This is a genomic window from Mesorhizobium sp. M0207, assembly GCF_040321995.1.
In the GTDB taxonomy this organism is placed as follows: Bacteria; Pseudomonadota; Alphaproteobacteria; order Rhizobiales; family Rhizobiaceae; genus Mesorhizobium.
Genome location: NZ_JAMYSQ010000001.1, coordinates 129276 through 151405, shown reverse-complemented (window position 1 = coordinate 151405; position 22130 = coordinate 129276). Strand labels below are relative to the sequence as shown.

The window sequence follows — 22130 nt, the reverse complement described above, 5'->3', positions numbered from 1 at the left end:
ATGAACGATCGCACCTGCATCGTCACCCGCAGGCAAGCCGAACCGGATGAACTGATCCGTTTCGTCGTCGGCCCGGGTTCGGCCGTCGTTCCGGACATCAAGAGAAACCTGCCCGGCCGCGGTTGCTGGGTGACGGCCGACCGCCTACATATAGAAAAGGCAGCGGCCAAAAATCTGTTTGCCCGTGCTTTTAAGGCGCAGGTGAGCGTGCCGGCCGATCTTGGCGGCATGGTCGACGCGCTACTTTCCAGGTCCGCTCTGGGCATGCTTGGCCTGGCCCGCAAGGCGGGCGCCATAGCGCTCGGAGCGACCAAGGTCGAGAGCGCCGTGCGCGGCGGACTTGCACTTTTCGTGCTCCACGCGACCGAGGCTTCCGACGATGGCGTCCGCAAGATAAGCCAGGCGCGACGGGCAACCGTCCACCTTGGCGGGCCTGCGATCCGCGCTTACAAACTTTTCTCCGAGGCCGAGTTGAGCTTGGCATTGGGGGGTACAAATGTGATACATGCTGCCGTTCTCGCGGGAGACGCGGGCAGGGCGGTCCAGAAGCGCATGGTTGCGCTCGACCGATATCGGGGCGGTTCCCCGGACGATCTGGCAATGCTTGCGGCCGTTGCTGACGAAGATGATGCCGCAGAGGATATGGAATGAGCGATACGAAATCGGGCGACGACAAGACGCTGAGTGTTACGCCGAAGAAGACCTTGACGCTGAAGCGCCCCGGCATGGAACAGGGCACGGTGCGCCAGAACTTCTCGCACGGCCGCACCAAGTCGGTGGTCGTCGAGACCAAGAAGCGCAAGTTCTCGCTGCCCGGCGACAAGCCGGAGCCGGCGGCAGCGCCTGTGTCCGTCTTCACGCCGAAGCCGGTCGCGGCAGCGCCTGCCGTGCAGGAAGCTCCCAAGGCGCCTCCCCCTCCGCCGCCGGTCGAACGCGGCGGCATGGTGCTGAACGAGTTGTCGCGCCAGGAAATGGAAGCACGCCGCCGGGCTCTCGAGGGCTCGAAGGTCCGCGATGTCGAGGATCGCCAGCGCGCCATCGAGGAAGCCAAGCGCCGCAGCGAGGACGAAGAGCGCCGCCGCCGCGAGCGCGAGGAATCGGCTCGCCGTCAGGCCGAGGAAGAGGCACGGCTGCAAGCCGAGGCCGAATCCCGCCGCCGTGCCGAGGAAGAGGCGCGCCGCCGTGCGCCGCTCGCCGCCGAACTGGCAACAGTCGATGACGAGGAAGAGGTCAAACCGAAGCGGACCGGTGCCGGCGCACCAGTGCGCCGTCTGGTTACGCCGGAAGTGGCGCGTCCGGCCAAACCGACCAAGGGCGAGGAAGACCGCCGCCGCGGCAAGCTGACTCTGAATTCGGCGCTTTCCGACGAGGATGCGCGCGCCCGCTCGCTCTCGTCGATGCGCCGCCGTCAGGAGAAATTCAAGCGCGCGTTGCATAACGAGCCACGCGAGAAAGTCATGCGTGAAGTGATCCTGCCCGAAACCATCACCATCCAGGAGCTGGCGCAGCGCATGTCCGAGCGCGCTGTCGACGTGGTCAAGTTCTTCATGAAGCAGGGCCAGATCCTGAAGCCTGGTGACGTCATCGACGCCGACACGGCCGAACTCGTCGCCACCGAATTTGGCCACACGGTCCGCCGCGTCGCCGAGTCCGACATCGAAGAGGGCTTGTTCAACATCGCCGATCGTCCCGAGGACCTGCAGCCGCGTCCGCCGGTGGTAACGATCATGGGTCATGTCGATCACGGCAAGACCTCGTTGCTCGATGCCATCCGCAATGCCAACGTCGTCTCCGGCGAGGCCGGCGGCATTACCCAGCATATCGGCGCCTATCAGGTCGAGAAGAACGCTCACAAGGTTACCTTCATCGACACGCCCGGCCACGCCGCCTTCACGGCAATGCGTGCCCGCGGTGCCCAGGCGACCGATATCGCCATCCTCGTGGTGGCAGCCGACGACAGCGTCATGCCGCAGACGATCGAATCGATCAATCACGCCAAGGCGGCCGGCGTTCCGATCATTGTGGCGATCAACAAGATCGACAAGCATGACGCCGACCCGCAGAAGGTGCGTTCGGAACTGCTGCGCCACGAGGTGTTCGTCGAATCCATGGGCGGTGAGGTGCTGGATGTCGAGGTGTCGGCGACCAAGGGCATCAATCTCGACAAGTTGCTCGAAGCGATCCTGCTGCAGGCCGAAATCCTCGACCTGAAGGCCAATCCGGACCGCACCGCCGAAGGCGTGGTCATCGAAGCCCAGCTCGACAAGGGCCGCGGCCCAGTCGCTACCGTGCTGGTGCAGACCGGCACGTTGATGCCGGGCGACATTCTCGTCGCCGGCAACGAATGGGGCCGGGTACGCGCACTCGTCAATGATCGCGGCGAGCAGGTCAAGGAAGCGCCGCCGGCAATGCCGGTGGAGGTGCTCGGCCTGCAAGGCACGCCGCAGGCCGGCGACCGCTTCGCCGTGGTCAACAACGAAGCCCGCGCCCGCGAGATCACCGAATATCGCCAGCGTCTGGCGCGTGAGAAGGCGGTGGCCAGGCATGCCGGCCAGCGCGGCTCGCTTGAACAGATGATGTCGCAGTTGCAGACCAGCGGATTGAAGGAATTCCCGCTGGTCATCAAGGGCGACGTGCAGGGCTCGATCGAGGCGATCAACGCCGCGCTCGACAATCTCGGCACCGACGAGGTGCGCGCCCGCATCGTCCATGCGGGGGCTGGCGGCATTACCGAAAGCGACGTGTCGCTGGCGGAAACTTCGGGAGCTGCGATCATCGGCTTCAACGTTCGCGCCAATGCGCAGGCCCGCGCAGCCGCGGCTGCGGCAGGCATCGAGATCCGCTACTATTCGATCATCTACAATCTGGTCGATGATGTGAAAGCGGCGCTCTCCGGCCTGCTCTCGCCGGAGCGTCGCGAGACCTTCATCGGCAATGCCGAGATCCTCGAGATCTTCGACATCACCAAGGTCGGCAAGATCGCCGGCTGCCGTGTCACCGAAGGCAAGGTCGAGCGTGGTGCGGGCGTCCGCCTGATCCGGGACAACGTCGTCATCCACGAAGGCACGCTGAAGACCCTGAAGCGCTTCAAGGACGAGGTTTCGGAAGTTCCGGGCGGCCAGGAATGCGGCATGGCCTTCCAGAACTACGAGGACATGCGCGTCGGCGACGTCATCGAGTGCTTCCGCGTCGAGATGGTGACCAGGACGCTGTAAAGCGCTTGGCACCGATATGGGCCAGGACGCTTCAAATCTGGAAGGTATGTTCCCTCTATGGGAATATACCTTCCAAACAAATGATACGCAGCTTAAACGTGCTGCGCGTTCGTTTTCCGACCTGCGGTATGGTCGATCCAGGCGTTGGATTCTCACAGGTCTTGCTTGGCTGATTTTGATAGCCTCAGTTCTTTTGATTATCTGGACATCTGCGTTGGCCGTCGCTCTGCTGGAGTACCTTTCAAAAGGCGTGGTCTCCAGTGAGACAATTTACGTTCTCGCCCCAATTGCGATGGGGACTATATATATTATAGTAGCTCGTAGTTTTTTTGGTTTCTTTAAAAGGAAAGTAAATAATAAGAAAATTGGCAATATCACCGAACCGGTAAAGATCTTCGATGGGTATATTATTCAGTTTTTGGACGAGAACTCGATAAAGAATCGAAGGATAGAACGGGTGCAACTGAGCAACGACTACCTGTTTTTCCTCATAGATAACGGTACCCGTTTCGTTTTTATCCCAAGGGATGTCGTTCCCGCCGATGCGCTCGAGAAAATAAAAATCTGGGCAACTCAGGCTCGGTCGTAGAACGAAGACCTATTAAGGTCAGTTGCCCAGGGTAGCCAAACCTGCCCAACGGCGTTAAGTCAGCGGTTTGAGGCGGTTCGAACCCGCGCGAAGGAAGAATTTTCATGCCAAGACCACCATCGGCTGGCCCATCCCAGCGTATGCTTCGCGTCGGCGAGCAGGTGCGCCATGCTCTGTCGGAAACCTTGCAACGTGGCGAGATCCTCGATCCGTTGATCGAGAATGCCGTGGTGTCGGTCTCGGAAGTGCGCATGTCGCCCGATCTGAAGATCGCCACCGCCTTCGTCTCGCCGCTTGGCGCCAAGGATGCCGGCGTGGTGGTCGAAGCGCTCAACAAGCATGCGAAGTTCGTCCGCGGCCGTGTCTCCGGCGCGCTGCGGCAGATGAAGTACATGCCGGAATTCCGCTTCCGGCTCGACACCAGCTACGACAATTTCCAGAAGATCAACGAATTGCTGCACTCGCCCGAAGTGGCGCGCGATCTCAGCGCCGACGACAAAGACAAAGACGACCGGAAGGACAGCGAATAGTGGCGCGTCGCGGCAAGAAGAAGGGCCGGCCGATCTCGGGCTGGCTGGTACTGGACAAGCCGGTCGGCATGGGCTCGACTGAAGCCGTCGCCAAGATCAAATGGCTGTTCCAGGCGGAAAAGGCCGGCCATGCCGGCACGCTCGACCCGCTAGCGTCCGGCATGCTGCCGATCGCGCTCGGCGAAGCGACCAAGACCGTGCCATACGTCCAGGACGGCGCCAAGGTCTACCGCTTCACGGTTGCCTGGGGCGAGGAGCGTTCGACCGACGACCTCGAAGGCCCGGCGACCAAAAGCTCGGACCGCCGTCCGGCGGAAGCCGACGTACGGGCGCTGCTTTCGAAATATACCGGCGTCATCATGCAGACGCCGCCGCAATTTTCGGCGATCAAGATCGCCGGCGAGCGCGCCTACGACCTTGCCCGCGATGGCGAGACGATCGACATTCCGCCACGCGAGGTAGAGATCGGCCGGCTCGACCTGGTCGAGCACATGGCAGATCGCACCATCTTCGAGGTCGAATGCGGCAAGGGCACCTATGTCCGCTCGCTGGCGCGCGACATGGGGCGCGACCTTGGCTGTTTTGGTCACATCGCCGAGCTGCGGCGGGTCGAGGTCGAGCCGTTCACGCAGGAAGATTTCGTCACCTTGGCCGAGTTGGAGGCCGCCCGCTTCGGCGAGCAGGGCGAGCCGCAAGCAGCAGACGCGCCGATCGACTTCGGTACCATCGATGCCCTTCTGCTCGACACCGCCGCGGCGCTCGAATGCTTGCCGCAGGTTGCGATCAGCGACGATGCGGCAACCAAAATCCGCCTTGGCAATCCGGTCATCATTCGCGGCCGTGACGCGCCGGTAGAAGCGGAGGAGGCCTGCGCCACCGCGCGCGGCAAGCTGGTCGCCATCGGCGCCATCGAGCAAGGCATGTTCAAGCCAAAGCGGGTCTTTGTCGGGTAACAGCTGTCGCCCGGCGCATGATCTCCAAACCGGATTCTATTTTGGGAAAGGATCATGCGCTAAATCAACAGGCCTACGGCGTCGTTTGCAGTCCGAAAGGATGCGCTGCGCTGTAGTGCCGTTCGACGCTGCACTCGAGGGGGCACATGGCAAAGGCTGACACGGTCAACAAACGAGCGGCGCTCAAAACACGGAGGCCGCCGGTCGGGGCTTCGCCCGGCACGCTGATCGCCGACCCGGCGGCACGCCGTTCCGAGCTCAGGCTGACGTTGATCTCGCCCGAAAAGTTCAAGACCATCGACAATGCCAGCATCGACGACGTCAACACCCATTGCCACAATTGGCCGGTTATCTGGCTCGATTGCACAGGCCTCGCCAACATCCAGCTGATCGAGGAGATCGGCCGGATCTTCAACCTGCATCCGTTGGCGCTGGAAGATGTCGTCAACACCGGCCAGCGGCCGAAGGTGGATTTCTTCGAGGACCATGCCTTTGTCGTCGTCAGGATGATCGACGATGTCACCGCGCATCGCTACGAACAGATCGCCGTCTTCTTCGGCAGGAACTTCGTCGTCACCTTCCAGGAGCGCGAAGGCGACCCGTTCGATCCCGTGCGCAAGCGGATCGCAAGCTCGGTGCCCAACCGCTTGCGCTCGCGCGGCGCCGACTATCTCGCCTATGCTTTGATCGACGCCATCGTCGACAGCTATTTCCCGCCGATCGAGGCTGCCGGCGAATTGGTCGACAGCATTGAGGACCAAATGCTGAACCAGGCGCACAAGCATCAGATGCGGCAGCTTCACGAATTGCGGCGCGATGCCAATGTGCTGAAGGGCGTGCTTTGGCCGATGCGCGACGCGCTGGCGACCATGATCCGCAACGACGTCTCTTATGTGAAGGCCGAAACCAAGATATTTCTGAACGACACGCTCGATCATTCGCTGCGATTGATCGAACTGGTCGAAACCCAGCGCGACATGCTGACCGGCCTGATCGAGATGCACTTGTCGCTCAGCCAGGCGCGCACCAACGACGTCATCAGCTATCTGACGATCGTCTCGGTGATCTTCATGCCGCTTACCTTTCTCGTCGGCGTATGGGGCATGAATTTCGACCCCGACACCTCGCCCTGGAACATGCCGGAGCTGAAGGCCTATTACGGCTATCCGCTGTCGCTCGCCTTCATGGCGCTTGTTGCGGTCGGGCTCTTTGCGTACTTCAAATGGAAGAAATGGCTCTGACTAGGCGGAAGTGCCCGTTTATGCAGCAAAAAGCCGGCTTGTGAATTAGGCTGGCCTTTTTGTCGGAATTGCACTATATGCGCCGCAGCTTCGCGCTTTGACGCGTTGCTTGCACCGGCCCCTGCTGGACGACATCCCGGCTGAGGGCGTCCCGTTTCCTCAAACAGACAAGGAAAAACACGATGTCGATTACTGCCGAACGCAAGAAGGAATTGATGGGCGAATTCGCAACCGCCAAGGGCGATACCGGGTCTCCGGAAGTCCAGGTGGCCATCCTTTCCGAGCGCATCAAGAACCTGACCGATCATTTCAAGGACCACAAGAAGGATAACCATTCCCGCCGTGGTCTGCTCGCTCTCGTTTCCCAGCGCCGCAGCCTGCTTGATTATCTCAAGCGCAAGGACGACGCGCGCTATCAGACGCTGATCGAGAAGCTCGGTCTGCGCCGTTGACGAATTGACCGGCGGGTTCTTTCGAGAGCCCGCCGGTCGCGCATTGGAGCATCGGGTCATCCAAGGCTCCATGAAGGAAGTAGAGCGCCGCGCATCGGTTTGGATGCGCAAAGGACGCTCTGAAGTTTAGATTTGCGCAGGATATTTTCCGAAAACCTGGTTTTCGGGTTCACGCGCAAGGCCACTCGGATCGATTGGCCAACCCGGTTTCGAAACAGCAGAGGGCCGCTCGAAACCGCCCATGGACGGTCATGGGGCAGGATTGCAGGACGCTCGTGCGGCAAATGCGCTGAATAGCCGAGCTTCCCGTTGTCTTGCCCGTGGCTGCCCGAGAAAGGAAGCCAAGGGAAAGGGGCATCCGCGCACGCTGAAACGGCGCGGCCCTTTCCGCATACGAAGGACAAGACATGTTCAATTACCACAAAGTGGAAATCGAATGGGGCGGCCGTCCGCTCATTCTCGAAACCGGCAAGATCGCACGTCAGGCTGATGGCGCGGTGCTGGCCACCTACGGCGAAACCAAGGTTCTCGCCACCGTCGTCTCGATGAAAGAGCCGAAACCCGGCCTCGATTTCTTCCCGCTGACGGTCAACTACCAGGAGAAGACTTACGCCGCCGGCAAGATCCCGGGTGGCTATTTCAAGCGTGAAGGCCGTCCGAGCGAGAAGGAAACGCTGGTTTCCCGCCTGATCGACCGCCCGATCCGGCCGCTCTTCGCCGAAGGCTACAAGAACGACACCCAGATCGTCGTCACCGTCGTCCAGCACGATCTCGAAAATGACCCGGACATCCTGTCGATCGTCGCCACCTCCGCCGCCCTGACCTTGTCCGGCGTGCCGTTCATGGGTCCGGTTGGCGGCGCCCGCGTCGGCTACATCAACGGCGAATACGTGCTCAACCCGCATGTCGACGAGATGCAGGAATCGAAGCTCGACCTAGTCGTCGCCGGCACCGCCGACGCCGTGCTGATGGTCGAGTCCGAAGCCAAGGAACTCGGCGAGGACCTTATGCTCGGCGCCGTCATGTTCGGCCACAGGGGCTTCCAGCCGGTGATCGACGCGATCATCAAGCTGGCTGAAGTCGCGGCAAAGGACCCGCGCGACTTCAACGCGCCGGACTATTCCGCACTTGAAGCCGAGATGCTCAAGATCGTCGAAGGCGAGCTTCGCGACGCCTACAAGATCACCGACAAGCAGAAGCGCTATGCCGCCGTCGACGCCGTCAAGGCGAAGGTCAAGGCCGCGTTCGCGCCGGCAGAAGGCGAAGAGGCCAAATACACGTCCGAACAGATCGGCACCGTGTTCAAGGAGCTCCAGGCCAAGGTCGTGCGCTGGAACATCCTCGACACCGGCTCGCGCATCGACGGCCGCGACCTGAAGACGGTCCGCAAGATCGTCTCGGAAGTCGGCGTCCTGCCGCGCACGCACGGCTCGGCGCTGTTCACTCGCGGCGAGACCCAGGCGCTGGTCGTCGCCACGCTCGGCACCGGCGAGGACGAGCAGTATGTCGATTCGTTGACCGGCATGTACAAGGAGAAGTTCCTCCTGCACTACAACTTCCCTCCCTATTCGGTCGGTGAAACCGGCCGCATGGGTTCGCCGGGCCGCCGCGAAATCGGCCATGGCAAGCTCGCCTGGCGCGCCATCCGGCCGATGCTGCCGACCGCCGACCAGTTCCCCTATACGTTGCGCGTCGTTTCGGAGATCACCGAGTCCAACGGCTCGTCGTCGATGGCTACCGTCTGCGGCACCTCGCTGGCTCTGATGGACGCGGGCGTGCCGCTTGCCAAGCCGGTCGCCGGCATTGCGATGGGCCTGATCAAGGAAGGCGAGCGCTTCGCCGTGCTCTCCGACATCCTTGGCGACGAGGACCACCTCGGCGACATGGACTTCAAGGTTGCCGGCACCGCCTACGGCATCACCTCGCTGCAGATGGACATCAAGATCGAGGGCATCACCGAGGAGATCATGAAGATCGCCCTCGACCAGGCCAAGGATGGCCGTCAGTACATTCTCGGCGAAATGGCCCACGCGCTGTCCGGCGCACGTGCCGAGCTCGGCGAGTTCGCGCCGCGCATCGAGGTCATGCACATCCCGACCGACAAGATCCGCGACGTGATCGGCTCGGGCGGCAAGGTCATCCGCGAGATCGTCGAAAAGACCGGCGCCAAGATCAACATCGAGGACGACGGCACCGTCAAGATCGCCTCGGCCAATGCCAAGGAGATCGAGGCGGCGAAGAAGTGGATACACACCATCGTCGCCGAGCCGGAAGTCGGTGAAATCTACGAAGGCACGGTCGTCAAGACCGCCGACTTCGGCGCTTTCGTCAATTTCTTCGGTCCGCGTGACGGCCTCGTCCACATCTCGCAACTCGCCAATGACCGCGTCGCCAAGACCTCCGATGTGGTCAAGGAAGGCGACAAGGTCTGGGTCAAGCTGATGGGCTTCGACGAGCGCGGCAAGGTCCGCCTGTCGATGAAGGTCGTCGACCAGGCCACCGGCAAGGAAATCGTTCGCGACAAGAAGAGCGAAGGCGAAGAAAACGCCGCCTAAGCTGATCTAACTATGCAATCGAAGCGGGCGCGCCGGAAGGTCGCGCCCGTTTGCGTTTCAACAACAGCCTTGCAGTTCAAGAGTGGTGAATGTCCGCCGAGCCGCTGAAAACGCTTTTCCATCCGTTCGAGGCCGGTGCTGTCTCCCTGCCACGAAAGGATGAACGCATACTCTTTCTCGGTGCCGAGCCCGGCTTTCGCTTGCCCGAAAGTTTTGATGCCAAGCTTCATCTTGTCCAAGGCTTCAGGCCGCACTTTCGCGCCTTGCAGGCGTCCGGCTTCGCGGTCACGCCGCAGGTCGAAGGCGAGGCTTTCGACGCGGCATTTGTGCTCGCTGGCCGCCATCGCGGCCAAAACGAGTTGCGCGTTGCCGAAGCGGTCGAACGCGCAGCACCAGGCGGGTTGATCGTCGTCGCCGGCAGCAAGGACGATGGAATCGCCAGCCTGCGCAAGCATGTCGGCGCCCTTGTGCCGCTCGAAGGCCACCTGCCGAAGCATCACGGCATTGCCTTCTGGTTTCGCCGGCCGGCCGATACCGTTGCCGCGGCAACGCTTCGCGCCGCCAATCCGGACTTGGTGGTCGAGGACCGCTTCCGCACGGCCCCAGGCATGTTTTCCTTCGACAAGATCGATGCCGGATCGAAGCTGCTAGTCGAAAATCTGCCCAACGATCTGCGTGGCAGCGTTGCGGACTTCTGTGCCGGTTGGGGCTATGTCGCCGCCGAAGTCGCCGCCCGCTCACCCGGCATATCGGCGCTTGACCTTTACGAAGCGGATTTCGAGGCGCTGGAGGCGGCCAAGGCCAATGTCGGCAACACAGGCGTGGAGCCACGTTTCTTCTGGATAGATCTGTTGAGCGAACCGGTCGAGCGCCGCTACGACGTGGTCGTCATGAACCCGCCCTTTCACCGCAGCCGGGCGACTGAGCCGGAAATCGGTGCCGGCATGATCCGCGCGGCAGGCAAGGCGCTGAAGCCCGGCGGCCGGCTGTTCATGGTGGCAAACCGCCAGCTTCCCTACGAACCGGTGCTGGCGGCCGCCTTCTCCAGCCATGCGGAGCTCGCCCGCGACGGCATGTTCAAGGTCTTATCGGCGCGACGCTGAAATCCTGCGGGGCAAGCCGGCGATACGTCGCTCGCGCTATTCCCGCCCGCCGTCGGTCTGCTTCAATTCGTCAAGCGTCGGCATGGAAACGATGTGATAGCCGGAATCGACATAATGGATTTCGCCGGTGACGCCGGAGGACAGGTCGGACAGCAAATAGAGCGCGGAGCCGCCGACTTCATCGATCGTCACTGTACGGCGTAGCGGCGAGTTGCGCTGCTGGTAGGAGAACATGTGGCGTGCGTCGGAAATCCCGGCGCCCGCAAGCGTCCGTACCGGTCCCGCCGATATGCCGTTCACCCTGATGCCGCGCGGGCCGTAGTCGTTGGCGAGATAGCGGACGCTGGCCTCCAGCCCCGCCTTGGCGACACCCATAACGTTGTAGTTCGGCATGACACGGACCGAACCGGCATAGGTCAGCGTGACCATCGAACCGCTATCCTTCATCAATGTGGCGGCGTGACGGGCGATCTCGGTGAAGGAGTAGCAGGAGATCACCATGGTGCGGATGAAGTTGTCGCGGCTCGTGTCGGCGTAGAGGCCTTTCAGCTCGTTCTTGTCGGAAAAGCCGATGGCATGGACGACGAAATCCAGCCCGCCCCACGCCTTCCCCAAAGTCTCGAAAGTCGCGGCGACCGACACGCTGTCCTCGACGTCGCAAGGCACCACCAGGGATGCGCCCAATTTCTCGGCGAGCGGCTTGACCCGGCGCCCGAAGGCCTCGCCCTGATAGGTGAAGGCGAGGTCCGCGCCATGTTCGGACAGTTTGCGGGCGATACCCCAGGCGATCGAATGATCGTTGGCAACACCCATGACAAGCCCGCGCTTGCCCTTCATCAATCCGTCCATGGTCGGCAAATCCTTATGCGGAATAGCGCTGGAAAATCAGCGTTGCGTTGGTGCCACCGAAACCGAACGAATTGGACAAAACGGTGTCGATCCTTGCATCGTCGATGCGCTTGCGCACGATCGGCATGCCCTCGAATTCCGGATCGAGGTTCTCAATGTGGGCGCTCTCGCCGATGAAGCCGCCTTGCATCATCAGGATCGAGTAGATCGATTCCTGCACGCCGGCGGCGCCCAGAGAATGGCCGGTTAACGATTTGGTCGACGTGATGAAAGGCATCTTCTCGCCGAACACCTCGCGGATGGCGCCCATTTCCTTGGAGTCGCCGACCGGCGTCGAGGTGCCGTGCGTATTGATGTAGTCGACCGGCGAGGACACCGTTGCGAGCGCCTGCTTCATGCAGCGCGCCGCGCCTTCGCCCGACGGCGCCACCATGTCGTAGCCGTCCGATGTCGCGCCATAGCCGACGATCTCGGCATAGATCTTGGCGCCGCGTGCCTTGGCATGCTCGAGCTCTTCAAGAATCAGCACGCCGGCGCCGCCGGCAATGACGAAACCGTCGCGATCGACGTCGTAGGCGCGTGAGGCGACCGACGCCCTGTCGTTGAACTTGGACGACATGGCGCCCATGGCATCGAAGAGATCCGACATCGTCCAGTCGAGATCCTCATGGCCGCCGGCGAAGACGATGTCCTGCTTGCCCCACTGAATCAGCTCGTAGCCATTGCCGATGCAATGCGCAGACGTCGAGCAGGCCGATGAGATCGAATAGTTGACGCCGTGGATCTTGAACCAGGTGGCAAGCGTCGCCGACGCGGTCGACGACATCGCTTTTGGCACCGCGAACGGCCCGATCCGCTTGGGGCTGCCGTTTTTGATCGTGGTCTCGGCCGCCTCGACGATTGCACGGGTCGACGGTCCGCCGGAGCCCATCACGATACCGGTGCGCTCATTGGTGATGTCGGCCTCGTCGAGGCCGGCGTCTGCGATCGCCTGGTCCATTGCGACATGGTTCCAGGCAGCACCCTGCGACAGGAAGCGCATGGCGCGACGGTCGATCATGCCCGACGGGTCCAGCGTCGGCGCACCCCACACCCGGCAACGGAAGCCATGCTCGGCGAAAGAGTCGGAGAAGCTGATGCCGGATCTGGCATCGTGCAGCGAGGTCTGCACCTCGTTGGCATTGTTGCCTATCGACGACACGATGCCGAGACCTGTGACTACGACCCGTCTCATTCGCAACTCCTTCCAGCGGACCCCGAACCTGAAATCAATTTCCGGAATGGAACCATGCGCAAAATTAAAGTGCTACAGCGTTCATCAGACGTCCAAGACGTCGTACTGCAGGGTCTTCGTTCAGACGGCGGCCGATTGCTTGGACAGACCGACCTTCAGATCCGTTGCCGCGTATATGGGCTCGCCATCTGCCTTCAGCCAGCCATCGGCGATGCCAAGCACAAGCCGACCGCGCATCACGCGCTTGAAGTCGACGCCATACTCCACCTTCTTGACCGAAGGCGTGACCATGCCTTTGAACCTCACCTCACCGGTCGACAGCGCCATCCCCTTGCCGGGTTCACCGAGCCATCCGAGATAGAACCCCGTCAACTGCCACATGGCGTCCAGGCCCAGGCATCCCGGCATGATCGGATTACCGATGAAATGGCAGGCGAAAAACCACAAATCCGGCTTGATGTCGAATTCCGCGCGGATGAAACCCTTGTCGAACGCACCGCCGGTCTCGCTGATCTCGGTGATGCGGTCGAACATCAGCATCGGCGGATAGGGCAACTGCGCATTTCCCGGTCCGAACAGCTCGCCGCGGGCGCAGGCAAGCAATTCCTCGTAACCGTAGCTGGATTTCGGATCCGCCATCAATCTCGTCCCCGTGATCGTCCCGCGCGAAAGGAGCCCTTGTCGGTGGTTTCCTAACACAATCTGTTTCAGGCCGGAAACCGGCGTTTGCGCTTAACCTGCCCGTCTGCCCGGGTCAATGCGCGCTATTGATCGCATTCGGTCGACAGAATATATGTCAGGACACGTCCAGTTTCGGCAGATGCTCAATTTCTGCCATTTTGGACCTGTCTGAGGCGGAACTGTGAGCGCGACGGATAGATGGATCTGGGTTGCCGGAAGGATAATGTCGCTGTGGACAAGCGGGTTCGTGAGGCCGGTCTGAGGCCGACACGCCAGCGCATCGCGCTGGCCGATCTGCTTTTCGCCAAGGGCGACCGCCATCTTTCGGCCGAGGAACTGCACGAGGAGGCGCTTGCCGCCGGCGTGCCGGTGTCTCTGGCCACCGTCTACAATGCTCTGCACCAGTTTACCCAGGCCGGTCTTCTGCGCATCCTTGCCGTCGAGGGATCGAAGACTTATTTCGACACCAACACCTCCGATCACCATCATTTCTATATCGAGGGCGAAAACAGGATCTTCGATATCGACAGCGGCCCGGTGACGGTTTCCAACCTGCCGGAGCCGCCGGAGGGCATGGAGATCGCCAATGTCGATATCGTGGTGAGACTGCGTCCGAAACGCTGCGACTGACCGGCATCTTATGAAATTCCTGGATTTGACGCTCCGGCTCGAATGGGTCGCCGTCGCGGTGGCGGCTCTTGTCTTCTATGCAATCGCCGGTGTTTCCTGGTGGCTGTTTGCCGTGCTCATTCTGGCGCCCGACCTGTCGATGCTGGGTTACATCGCCGGGCCGCGCGTCGGGGCCGTCGCCTACAACGCCTTGCACACACTGATCTTGCCCGTTCTGCTGGCGCTTCTCGGCAGCGTCTTTGACAATGCAATGGCGATAGCTGTCGCGCTGATCTGGATCGCCCACATCGCCATCGACCGCGCTCTGGGCTACGGTTTGAAGCTGTCAAGCAGTTTCCAGGATACCCATCTCGGCCGCATCGGCCGCTAAACCATCCCCGAACCGAAGATCAGCGAAACAAATGCCGGATCCGGTGCTTCCAGCGCTGGCCCGACCTGCGGTTCGGAAAAGTCAGTTCTTGACCTTTTCGCCGGGATAGGCACCCCAGACCAGCGACTGCGCGAGCCAGCCGGTATGGCCGTCGAAGGTCATTTCGCACCACTGGCCATCGCAGGACTTGATCGTGCCCATCACCCCCGGTTCGAGGATCGCGATGACGCCTGCGTCTTTTGCCGGGTCGTCAAGGAGGTTGACGCGAGCGTCCTTGCCGCGCTGCCAGGGGGCGACGATCGCCGTGCGACGGCCCGAAAGCAGCGACTGATTGATCCAGCCTTCCGAGCCGTCGGCATCACGCACACGGCGCCACGTATCGAACTCCTGGATGATCTCCATCGGCAGGCCTGGCTTCATATACATCCAGTCGACGGAATAATTGACGCCCGGCCCAACGCGCGAGTTGACGCGGCCGGATTTCAGGCTGACGAAGCGCGGCAGCGGCAAGCCGCTTGGTCCGAGCGTGATGCTCTGGGCGGGTGCGGCGGCACTTTGCGCCATCACCAGTGGGCTATGGATGAGAGCGCCGAGGAATGCTGCACTGAGGGTCAGGCGGAGCGACGCGAAACCAGACACTTTCGTTCCTTTCGGCACCGGCCCATCGGCCTTCGCCCCTTTTTCTTTGTCTTCGGCGGAACCGCTTGTTACATGAATGACCGGTACCGCGATCGGCTCTCAGTTTCGCCGTTCTTGGTTAAAGAGGTCTCAACGAGATCGGGTTCGAGGAAAACAATGGCAGGCAAAAAGAAGCCCCTCGTCGTCATCACGCGCAAATTGCCCGACCCGGTCGAGACCCGCATGCGCGAGTTGTTCGACGCCCGCTTGAATGTGGAGGACAGGCCGATGACGCAGCCGGAACTGGTGGCTGCGGTCAAGGAGGCCGATGTGCTGGTGCCGACCGTCACCGATAATATCGACGCGGCGCTGATTGCCCAGGCCGGCGACAACCTCAAGCTGATCGCCAATTTCGGCAATGGGGTAGACAAGATCGACGTTGCGGCAGCGGCCAAGAAAGGCATCACCGTGACCAACACGCCGAACGTGCTGACCGAAGATACGGCCGACATGACCATGGCGCTGATGCTGGCCGTACCGCGGCGGCTGGCCGAAGGCGCCAACGTGCTGACCGGCGATAAGAAATGGGCGGGCTGGTCGCCGACCTGGATGCTCGGCCGGCGCATTTGGGGCAAACGGCTCGGCATTGTCGGCATGGGTCGCATCGGCACCGCCGTCGCCAGGCGTGCCAAGGCGTTTGGCCTCTCGATCCACTACCACAACCGCCACCGCGTACTGCCGGCAATCGAGGACGAGTTGGAAGCCACGTATTGGGAAAGCCTTGACCAGATGCTCGCCCGCATGGACATTATCTCGGTCAATTGTCCATCGACACCGGCAACCTTCCACCTGCTTTCGGCGCGGCGGCTGGCGCTTCTGCAACCGTCAGCTTACATAGTCAACACCGCGCGCGGCGATATCATCGATGAGGAATCGCTGGTCAAGCTCATCCATGACGGCAAGATCGCCGGCGCCGGCCTCGACGTCTACGAGCACGAGCCGGCGCTGAACAGCAAACTGCTGAAACTCGCCCACAAAGGCAAGGTCGTGCTGTTGCCGCATATGGGCTCGGCGACGCTCGAAGGCCGTATCGACATGGGCGAGAAGGTAATCATCAACATCCGCGCCTTCTTCGACGGTCATCGCCCGCCCGACCGCGTGCTGCCGCTGCGGGCGTGACCGGCCATCGTGGCAGCGAATTCTGGTCGCGGCAGCTGCCTGCTCGCTTTTGGATAGCGTTTGCTTACAAAAGCACCTTGCGCATGGTGATTGAGGTCGGCCGGTCGTAACCTTTGTGTGCTGTCCGTTCGGTTTCGCGAAAGCCGAGGCGGGCGAAGGCAGCGTGGTTTCCAGTCAGTTCGACCCGGGTCTGGAGCTCGATGGCGGTCCTGTTGCGGCTGCGGGCAAGATCTTCGACGGCCTGCATCAGCTGTTTTCCAATGCCTTGTCCCTGAAGCGTCGGCTCGACCGCGAGCTTTCCAATATAGAGGTCGTCTGCGCGCTTCAGGACGAAGACGCAACCGACGATCTCGTTTCCCTTCAGTGCCAGGAATGCTGTCTCCTCCAGCGCTCTAGCCCTGAGATTTTCAACGGTGAGCCGATGCGCCGAGGACGGCGGGTCAATAACCTCGTCCATAAAGGCGAAGGCGCGCATGACCAGCGCCAGCACCTCGTCCCAACGGTCGAAATCGGCCGCAAGCTGCACGATGGAAACGTCGGCAGGCAGGCTCACGGGCTGGTTCGCTTGTAGCGGATCGTGTCGAAGCGTGCCGCCAGCGCATCGTAGAGCAGCAGTCGTCCGACCAGCGGCTCGCCAATCCCGGTGATCAGCTTGATCGCTTCCATGGCTTGCAGCGTGCCGATGACCCCGGTCAGCGCCCCGACAATGCCGGCCACCGCGCAGGATGGCACAAGTCCCGGCGGCGGCGCCTCGGGAAAGAGATCGCGGTAGCTTGGGTTCAACTTGCCGTCCGGGCCGGTTTCGAATGGCTTCAGTACGGTGACCGAGCCGTCGAAGCGGCCAACGGCGGCATGCACGAGCGGCCGGCTTTCCGCGGCGCAGGCGTCGGCCACCGCGTAGCGTGTCTCGAAATTGTCGGAGCCGTCAACGACGATGTCATAACGGGCAATGAGGGTAGGGGCGTTGTCGACGGTCAGCCTGAAATTGTGCTCTTCCACGACGACGTTTGGATTGATGCGGATGATCGCCGCTCTGGCACTGTCGGTTTTTGCCATGCCGACCATGTCCGTGCCGTGGATCACTTGTCGTTGCAGGTTGGAAAGCGAAACGATGTCGTCGTCGACGATACCGAGAGTGCCAATCCCTGCGGCGGCGAGATATTCGAGCACAGGCGCTCCCAATCCGCCGGCGCCAATGACGAGCACCCGCGCCCGCTTCAGCCGCTGCTGGCCGGCGCCGCCGATCTCGGGCAGCACGATGTGGCGGGCGTAGCGTTCGAGCTCTTCATCGGTGAGGGCGGCTGTGATCATCGCCGGACCATATAGCGGAGGAAAAAGCTTGTCAGGTATCAATGCATGCCGCTCAGAAGTGCGCCATGAACCAAGTTCAAATGGTCGGCCTGACCGTGCCGTGATCGACGGTCAGGAATTGCGCGCGTCCCTTGAGGCTGTCAAACAACGCGGCATCGGTCCCGGTCATGAAGGCCTGGCAGTTTAGTTCCTCCAGGATCGAGAACAAGGCCGCCCGTCGACCGCCGTCGAGATGGGCGGCGATCTCGTCGAGCAGCAGGATCGGTGTCATGCCCGACATCTCACCGGTTAGCCGCGCATGCGACAAGACAATGCCGACCAGCAGCGCCTTCTGCTCGCCGGTCGAACAGAGCTCGGCCGGCATCGCCTTGGGCCGGTGGCGCACCACGAGGTCGGAACGGTGCGGGCCGTCGAGCGTGCGTCCGGCGGTGCGGTCGCGGTCGCGCCCCTGGACAAGCGCACGACGGAACCGTTCCTCTACGTCGACGGCCGGCAAAATACCGAGTTCGCCTTCCAGTTCGCCAGAGATGCCGATGTCGGCTTGCGGAAACGGTCCGTCGCCGGGCAGCCGGTCGATCATGGCGGCGAGCAGGCGCACCAGTTCGGCACGCGCCGCGGCAATCGCCACGCCGGTCTCGGCCATTTGCATCTCGATCGCATCGAACCAGGCACCGTCGCGTGAACCGTCGGCGAGCAGTCTGTTGCGGCCGCGCATTGCCTTTTCGTAGTCAAGCGCGCGCTGGCCGTGGCCAGGATCGATCGCCAGCACCAGCCGATCTAGGAAGCGCCGGCGGTCGGCAGCCGGCCCGGGGAACAGGCCGTCCATGGCCGGTGTCAGCCAGACCACGCGCAGCCATTCCAGCATGTCTTCGGCTGAGCGTGCCGTCGCGCCGTTGATCCGCACCCGCCGGCCGGCTTCGCCGTCGCTGCCCGATATTCCGGTACCGATCTCGACCTGGCCTTCCGGCCCGTCAAGCCGGGCATGCAGCGCAAAGCCACCGTCGCCGCCTTCGCGCGCCACCTCGGAATAGGGTGCGCGGCGCAGGCCGCGGCCCGGCGTGAGCAGCGAGATCGCTTCAAGCAGATTGGTCTTGCCGGCGCCATTGTCGCCGGAGAAAACGACAGCGCCGGGATCAAGGTCGATTGCCAACGCCGCATAGTTGCGGAAATTCGTAAGTATGAGCTTACTTATGTACGTCTGCTGCGGTTTTGCAGATCTGGTCACGACAGCAAGATGGCCCCGTTCGGGCCCTACACCCGCATCGGCATCAGCACGTAGAGCGCGGTCTCGTCGGCCATATCGTGGATCAGTGTCGGGGAACCGGCATCCGCCAGCATGAACTTCGCCTCCGTGCCGGTCAGTTGCGCGGCAACGTCGAGCAGGTATTTGGCGTTGAAGCCGATTTCAATCGGATCGGACGAATAGTCGGCCGCCAGTTCCTCGGTGGCACTGCCCGAATCCGGGTTGTTGACCGCAAGCGTGACCTGCCCTTCGGCGATCGAAAGCTTCACCGCCCGGCCGCGTTCGGACGAAATGGTCGAAACGCGATCGACGGCAGCGGCGAAACTCTGGCGATCGATAATCAGCTTCTTGTCGTTGCCGGTCGGAATGACGCGCTGGTAGTCCGGGAAAGTGCCGTCGATCAGCTTGGAGGTCAAGATAACGCTGCCGATGGTGAAACGGATCTTGGTGTCGGACAACTCGGTGGTGACTGCAACATCGGGATCGTCGACCAGCTTTTGCAGCTCGCTGACCGTCTTTCGCGGGATTATGACGCCAGGCATGCCCTCAGAGCCTGCCGGCGCATCGATCTCGGCGCGCGCCAGCCGGTGGCCGTCGGTCGCGACAGAGCGCAGCTTCAGCTTGCCGCCGGCCTCGTGCGTGTGCAGATAAATGCCGTTCAGATAATAGCGCGTCTCCTCGGTGGAAATGGCGAACTGGGTCTTTTCGATGAGGCCCTTTAGTCCGAAGGAATCGAGCCGGAAAATATGCGAGAACGACCCGGCTGAAAGCTCGGGAAAGTCGGACTGCGGCAGGCATTGCAGGCGGAAGCTCGAGCGCCCCGACGTCACCGTCATGGCGTTGCCGTCTTCGTCGGTCTTCAGCGCCACCTCCGCGCCGTCGGCAAGCTTGCGCACGATGTCGTAGAGCAGATGTGCCGGGACCGTCGTCGCCCCGCCACGTTCGACCTTTGCCGGCGTTGCCTCGGTCACCTCCAGGTCGAGGTCGGTCGCCTTCATTTCAAGGCTGGCCCCCTCGGCGCTGAGCAGCACGTTCGACAGGATCGGAATGGTATTGCGCCGCTCGACCACGCGGTGAACATGGTTGAGCGACTTCAGGAGATTTGACCGTTCCAGGATAACACGCATGACAAAACAGGCTCGCTTGAATGAATGAACGGGTCTCCGGCAAGCGGCGCCCCGCGAAAGGTCTGAACAGGCTCAGAATCTGCGTAAACTGACAGGAAAAACCCGGCAAACGCAAGCCCGCGCCACCGGTTCGGACCGGCTGCACGGGCTTTCTGGGGATAAAAAGGCCGGAGTCCGCGAGCCGGCGTTTTTCGGGCCGTCAGGCCTGGTCGTTGATCAGCCTTCTCAGCAATTCGAGTTCCTGCGCCAGTGTGTTGTCGGCACCGGAAAGATCCTCGATCTTGCGCACCGCATGCAGCACGGTCGTATGGTCACGACCGCCGAACCGCCGCCCGATCTCCGGCAGCGAGCGCGGCGTCATCACCTTCGACAGATACATGGCGACCTGCCGTGGCTTGACGATGGTGCGTGTGCGCCGGTTGGACAGAAGTTCGGTCTTCGACACGTTGTAGTGGCGCGCGACGATGCGCTGGATGTCCTCGATACGCACCCGCTTGGGTTCGCCCGAACGATAGATGTGGCCAAGGATCTCGTCGATGCGGTCGATGGTGATCTGCGGTTCGAAGGATTGACGAAACAAAAGCTGGTTGAAGGCACCTTCGAGCTCGCGTCCGCTGCCGGTCACCGTGCGGGCGACGTGGTTGAGGATCTCTTCGGAAATATCGAGCGACGCATCGTCGAGCTTGGCGGTGGCAAGCCTGAGCTTGAGCATACCGATACGCATGGCGAAATCCGGGGCTGACATTTCCAGCGCGACGCCGCCGTTGAGGCGCGAGCGGACGCGTGGCTCCAGCGACTCCAATTCCGACGGCGGCCGGTCGGCAGCGACCACCACTTGCTTGGCGCTGTCGAGCAGCATGTTGATCAAATGGCAGAATTCGTGCTGGATCGACTTGCCCTGCAGGAACTGCATGTCGTCGATGATGAGGAGGTCGATGTCGCGCAGCTGTTCTTTCAGCGTCAGTGCGTTGTTGTCGCGGATCGCGGTGGCGAACCGCCACATGAAATACTCAGCCGTCAGATAGACGACCCGCGATTTCGGATTCTGCTTCAGCGATTCTGCGGCGATCGCCTGCAACAGGTGCGTTTTGCCCAGCCCGACCGTCGCGTGAAGAAAGAGCGGATTGAAACGCACCGCGCTCGACTGCGATTCCGCGACCGCCTTGGCGGCGGCAAAAGCCACTCGGTTCGATGGTCCTTCGATGAAGGAGGTGAAAGTATAGCGTGGATCGAGTGGCGAACCGAGAACATTGTGCCGGAACTCGGTTTCTGCCGGCATCCCCGGGCGGGGTACCGGGACCCGTTCGACCCTGCTGGGGCTCGCCGTGCCCGCAGAGAGCGCGGTTTGCGTCTGCCTGGTCATCTTGCGCGCCGGGGCCACTTCTGGCTCGACGCTGTTGCGGCCCTGCCGTGTGGCGGTGCGAACCACGATCTCGATCTTGAGGATTTCCGGATCCTCGTGCTTCCACAACTCGGTGATGAGATCGAGATAGTGGCCGTTGATCCATGAACGCAGGAATGCGGTTGGCACTGAGATGCGGACAATGCCCTTAGAGGATTCAGCGACCTTCATGCGCCCGAACCAGCTCGAATAGACCTCGGTTCCCAGACGCGCCTTCAACTGGGCCTTGACCCGATCGAACTTCTGTTCAGCTTCATTGGAAGCCGCCATGTCGTTCCTTCCGATTAACGTTCCAGGAAATGGGAGGTCGCCTGTAAGCTCCCTTTCGATGCCGCCGCTCTGCATGATCGAGTTCCTTGTCTCTTGTACCTGTTTTCCGCCGGGGATGCGCCTCCTGCATCCATGTTTCCGGCGACCGTGTCTTCGCTGCGACACCATCGCCGCCGCCGGGCTGATGAATCGCCTCGTTGTCGGTCCGGCGCCGAAGAGCCGATCCGCTTTGGTCATGTCAGGGCAACAAAATGCCGCCCGGCGAAAAACCGCCGGCGCACCGTCGACCTGCCATGTACAATTACGCCAGTCCCCTACCGTATCGAAAAGACAAACCAACCCCGTCCGCGGAGTTGAATCCGAGCTGTAAACTCTGCCAATTTGAGCTGGCCGGTTTCAGGCTGGTCAAGGGCCAAGGGCCCGTCCCTTCGATGGACAGACATTACCGAAATCGCTGTGGATAGGGCAAGGCCACCCCTAACGGATTTTTAAGGAATCTGACTAGCAAGGGACGTTTCGAACGCCATGCCGCAACAGTTGATTTTGACAAAGCCATTGTGATTCAAACCCTTTTCCGG

21 protein-coding genes are annotated in these 22130 nt (G+C 61.8%); 12 read left to right on the top strand and 9 right to left on the bottom strand.

Annotation, left to right across the window (positions count from 1 at the left end):
• From NKJ15_RS00720 to NKJ15_RS00680, 9 genes are all read left to right on the top strand, one after another.
• The gene (locus NKJ15_RS00720; protein ID WP_352541262.1) at window positions 1-651 is read left to right on the top strand and encodes an RNA-binding protein; all 651 of its coding nucleotides are present in this window, start codon (window positions 1-3) and stop codon (window positions 649-651) included.
• Complete coding sequence (gene infB / locus NKJ15_RS00715; protein WP_352470067.1) at window positions 648-3215, top strand: translation initiation factor IF-2; 2568 nt, start codon at window positions 648-650, stop codon at window positions 3213-3215. The genes NKJ15_RS00720 and infB overlap by 4 nt, the downstream gene beginning before the upstream one ends.
• A gap of 16 nt (window positions 3216-3231) precedes the next feature.
• Window positions 3232-3804 carry a hypothetical protein gene (locus NKJ15_RS00710; RefSeq protein ID WP_352767038.1) on the top strand — a complete coding sequence of 191 codons (573 nt, stop codon included), beginning with the start codon at window positions 3232-3234 and terminating at the stop codon, window positions 3802-3804.
• Window positions 3805-3908: 104 nt separating this feature from the next.
• Complete coding sequence (gene rbfA / locus NKJ15_RS00705) at window positions 3909-4334, top strand: 30S ribosome-binding factor RbfA (protein ID WP_352541264.1); 426 nt, start codon at window positions 3909-3911, stop codon at window positions 4332-4334.
• Window positions 4334-5287, top strand: a complete 954-nt coding sequence (truB, locus tag NKJ15_RS00700; RefSeq protein WP_352541265.1) for a tRNA pseudouridine(55) synthase TruB — start codon at window positions 4334-4336, stop codon at window positions 5285-5287. The genes rbfA and truB overlap by 1 nt, the downstream gene beginning before the upstream one ends.
• 146 nt (window positions 5288-5433) lie before the next feature.
• Window positions 5434-6528 (top strand): magnesium/cobalt transporter CorA, encoded by a 1095-nt coding sequence (corA, locus tag NKJ15_RS00695; protein ID WP_352613885.1) that lies wholly within the window; start codon window positions 5434-5436, stop codon window positions 6526-6528.
• Between the two features lie 140 nt (window positions 6529-6668).
• On the top strand, window positions 6669-6980 hold the full coding sequence (rpsO, locus tag NKJ15_RS00690) for a 30S ribosomal protein S15 (RefSeq protein ID WP_280940423.1): 312 nt from the start codon (window positions 6669-6671) through the stop codon (window positions 6978-6980).
• Window positions 6981-7387: 407 nt separating this feature from the next.
• Window positions 7388-9535 (top strand): polyribonucleotide nucleotidyltransferase, encoded by a 2148-nt coding sequence (pnp, locus tag NKJ15_RS00685; protein WP_023676908.1) that lies wholly within the window; start codon window positions 7388-7390, stop codon window positions 9533-9535.
• Between the two features lie 89 nt (window positions 9536-9624).
• Window positions 9625-10638 (top strand): class I SAM-dependent methyltransferase, encoded by a 1014-nt coding sequence (locus NKJ15_RS00680; protein ID WP_352767033.1) that lies wholly within the window; start codon window positions 9625-9627, stop codon window positions 10636-10638.
• 36 nt (window positions 10639-10674) lie between these two features.
• Here NKJ15_RS00680 and fabI read toward each other — a convergent pair whose 3' ends face one another.
• From fabI to fabA, 3 genes are all read right to left on the bottom strand, one after another.
• Complete coding sequence (fabI, locus tag NKJ15_RS00675; protein ID WP_352613887.1) at window positions 10675-11487, bottom strand: enoyl-ACP reductase FabI; 813 nt, start codon at window positions 11485-11487, stop codon at window positions 10675-10677.
• Window positions 11488-11500: 13 nt separating this feature from the next.
• Window positions 11501-12721: a beta-ketoacyl-ACP synthase I gene (gene fabB / locus NKJ15_RS00670; protein WP_023676911.1), complete on the bottom strand. Its 1221-nt coding sequence runs from the start codon at window positions 12719-12721 to the stop codon at window positions 11501-11503.
• Window positions 12722-12841: 120 nt separating this feature from the next.
• Window positions 12842-13360: a 3-hydroxyacyl-[acyl-carrier-protein] dehydratase FabA gene (gene fabA, locus NKJ15_RS00665; RefSeq protein WP_352470073.1), complete on the bottom strand. Its 519-nt coding sequence runs from the start codon at window positions 13358-13360 to the stop codon at window positions 12842-12844.
• A 240-nt stretch (window positions 13361-13600) separates the two neighbouring features.
• Between fabA and irrA the strand changes: the two genes are divergently transcribed.
• Together irrA and NKJ15_RS00655 are read left to right on the top strand one after the other, a co-directional pair.
• On the top strand, window positions 13601-14032 hold the full coding sequence (gene irrA / locus NKJ15_RS00660; RefSeq protein ID WP_023676913.1) for an iron response transcriptional regulator IrrA: 432 nt from the start codon (window positions 13601-13603) through the stop codon (window positions 14030-14032).
• 10 nt (window positions 14033-14042) lie between these two features.
• On the top strand, window positions 14043-14402 hold the full coding sequence (locus tag NKJ15_RS00655; protein WP_352613888.1) for a DUF4260 domain-containing protein: 360 nt from the start codon (window positions 14043-14045) through the stop codon (window positions 14400-14402).
• An 81-nt stretch (window positions 14403-14483) separates the two neighbouring features.
• On the opposite strand, the gene NKJ15_RS00650 is transcribed toward NKJ15_RS00655, so the two are convergent.
• Window positions 14484-15041 carry an SH3 domain-containing protein gene (locus NKJ15_RS00650; RefSeq protein WP_352541270.1) on the bottom strand — a complete coding sequence of 186 codons (558 nt, stop codon included), beginning with the start codon at window positions 15039-15041 and terminating at the stop codon, window positions 14484-14486.
• 156 nt (window positions 15042-15197) lie between these two features.
• Between NKJ15_RS00650 and NKJ15_RS00645 the strand changes: the two genes are divergently transcribed.
• Window positions 15198-16199 (top strand): 2-hydroxyacid dehydrogenase, encoded by a 1002-nt coding sequence (locus NKJ15_RS00645; protein WP_352470076.1) that lies wholly within the window; start codon window positions 15198-15200, stop codon window positions 16197-16199.
• A gap of 64 nt (window positions 16200-16263) precedes the next feature.
• Here NKJ15_RS00645 and NKJ15_RS00640 read toward each other — a convergent pair whose 3' ends face one another.
• The 5 genes from NKJ15_RS00640 to dnaA form a co-directional block, all read right to left on the bottom strand.
• Window positions 16264-16752, bottom strand: a complete 489-nt coding sequence (locus tag NKJ15_RS00640; RefSeq protein WP_352613890.1) for a GNAT family N-acetyltransferase — start codon at window positions 16750-16752, stop codon at window positions 16264-16266.
• Window positions 16749-17510: a molybdopterin-synthase adenylyltransferase MoeB gene (locus NKJ15_RS00635; RefSeq protein ID WP_352470078.1), complete on the bottom strand. Its 762-nt coding sequence runs from the start codon at window positions 17508-17510 to the stop codon at window positions 16749-16751. Before NKJ15_RS00635 ends, NKJ15_RS00640 begins: the two co-directional genes overlap by 4 nt.
• 76 nt (window positions 17511-17586) lie before the next feature.
• Window positions 17587-18735, bottom strand: coding sequence for a DNA replication/repair protein RecF (gene recF, locus NKJ15_RS00630; RefSeq protein ID WP_352613891.1), 1149 nt, complete (start codon window positions 18733-18735; stop codon window positions 17587-17589).
• A gap of 26 nt (window positions 18736-18761) precedes the next feature.
• Complete coding sequence (gene dnaN, locus NKJ15_RS00625) at window positions 18762-19880, bottom strand: DNA polymerase III subunit beta (RefSeq protein WP_352613892.1); 1119 nt, start codon at window positions 19878-19880, stop codon at window positions 18762-18764.
• A 199-nt stretch (window positions 19881-20079) separates the two neighbouring features.
• Entirely contained in the window at window positions 20080-21627 is a 1548-nt protein-coding gene (gene dnaA, locus NKJ15_RS00620) for a chromosomal replication initiator protein DnaA (protein ID WP_031211816.1), read from the bottom strand.
• Window positions 21628-22130: the final 503 nt, after the last annotated feature.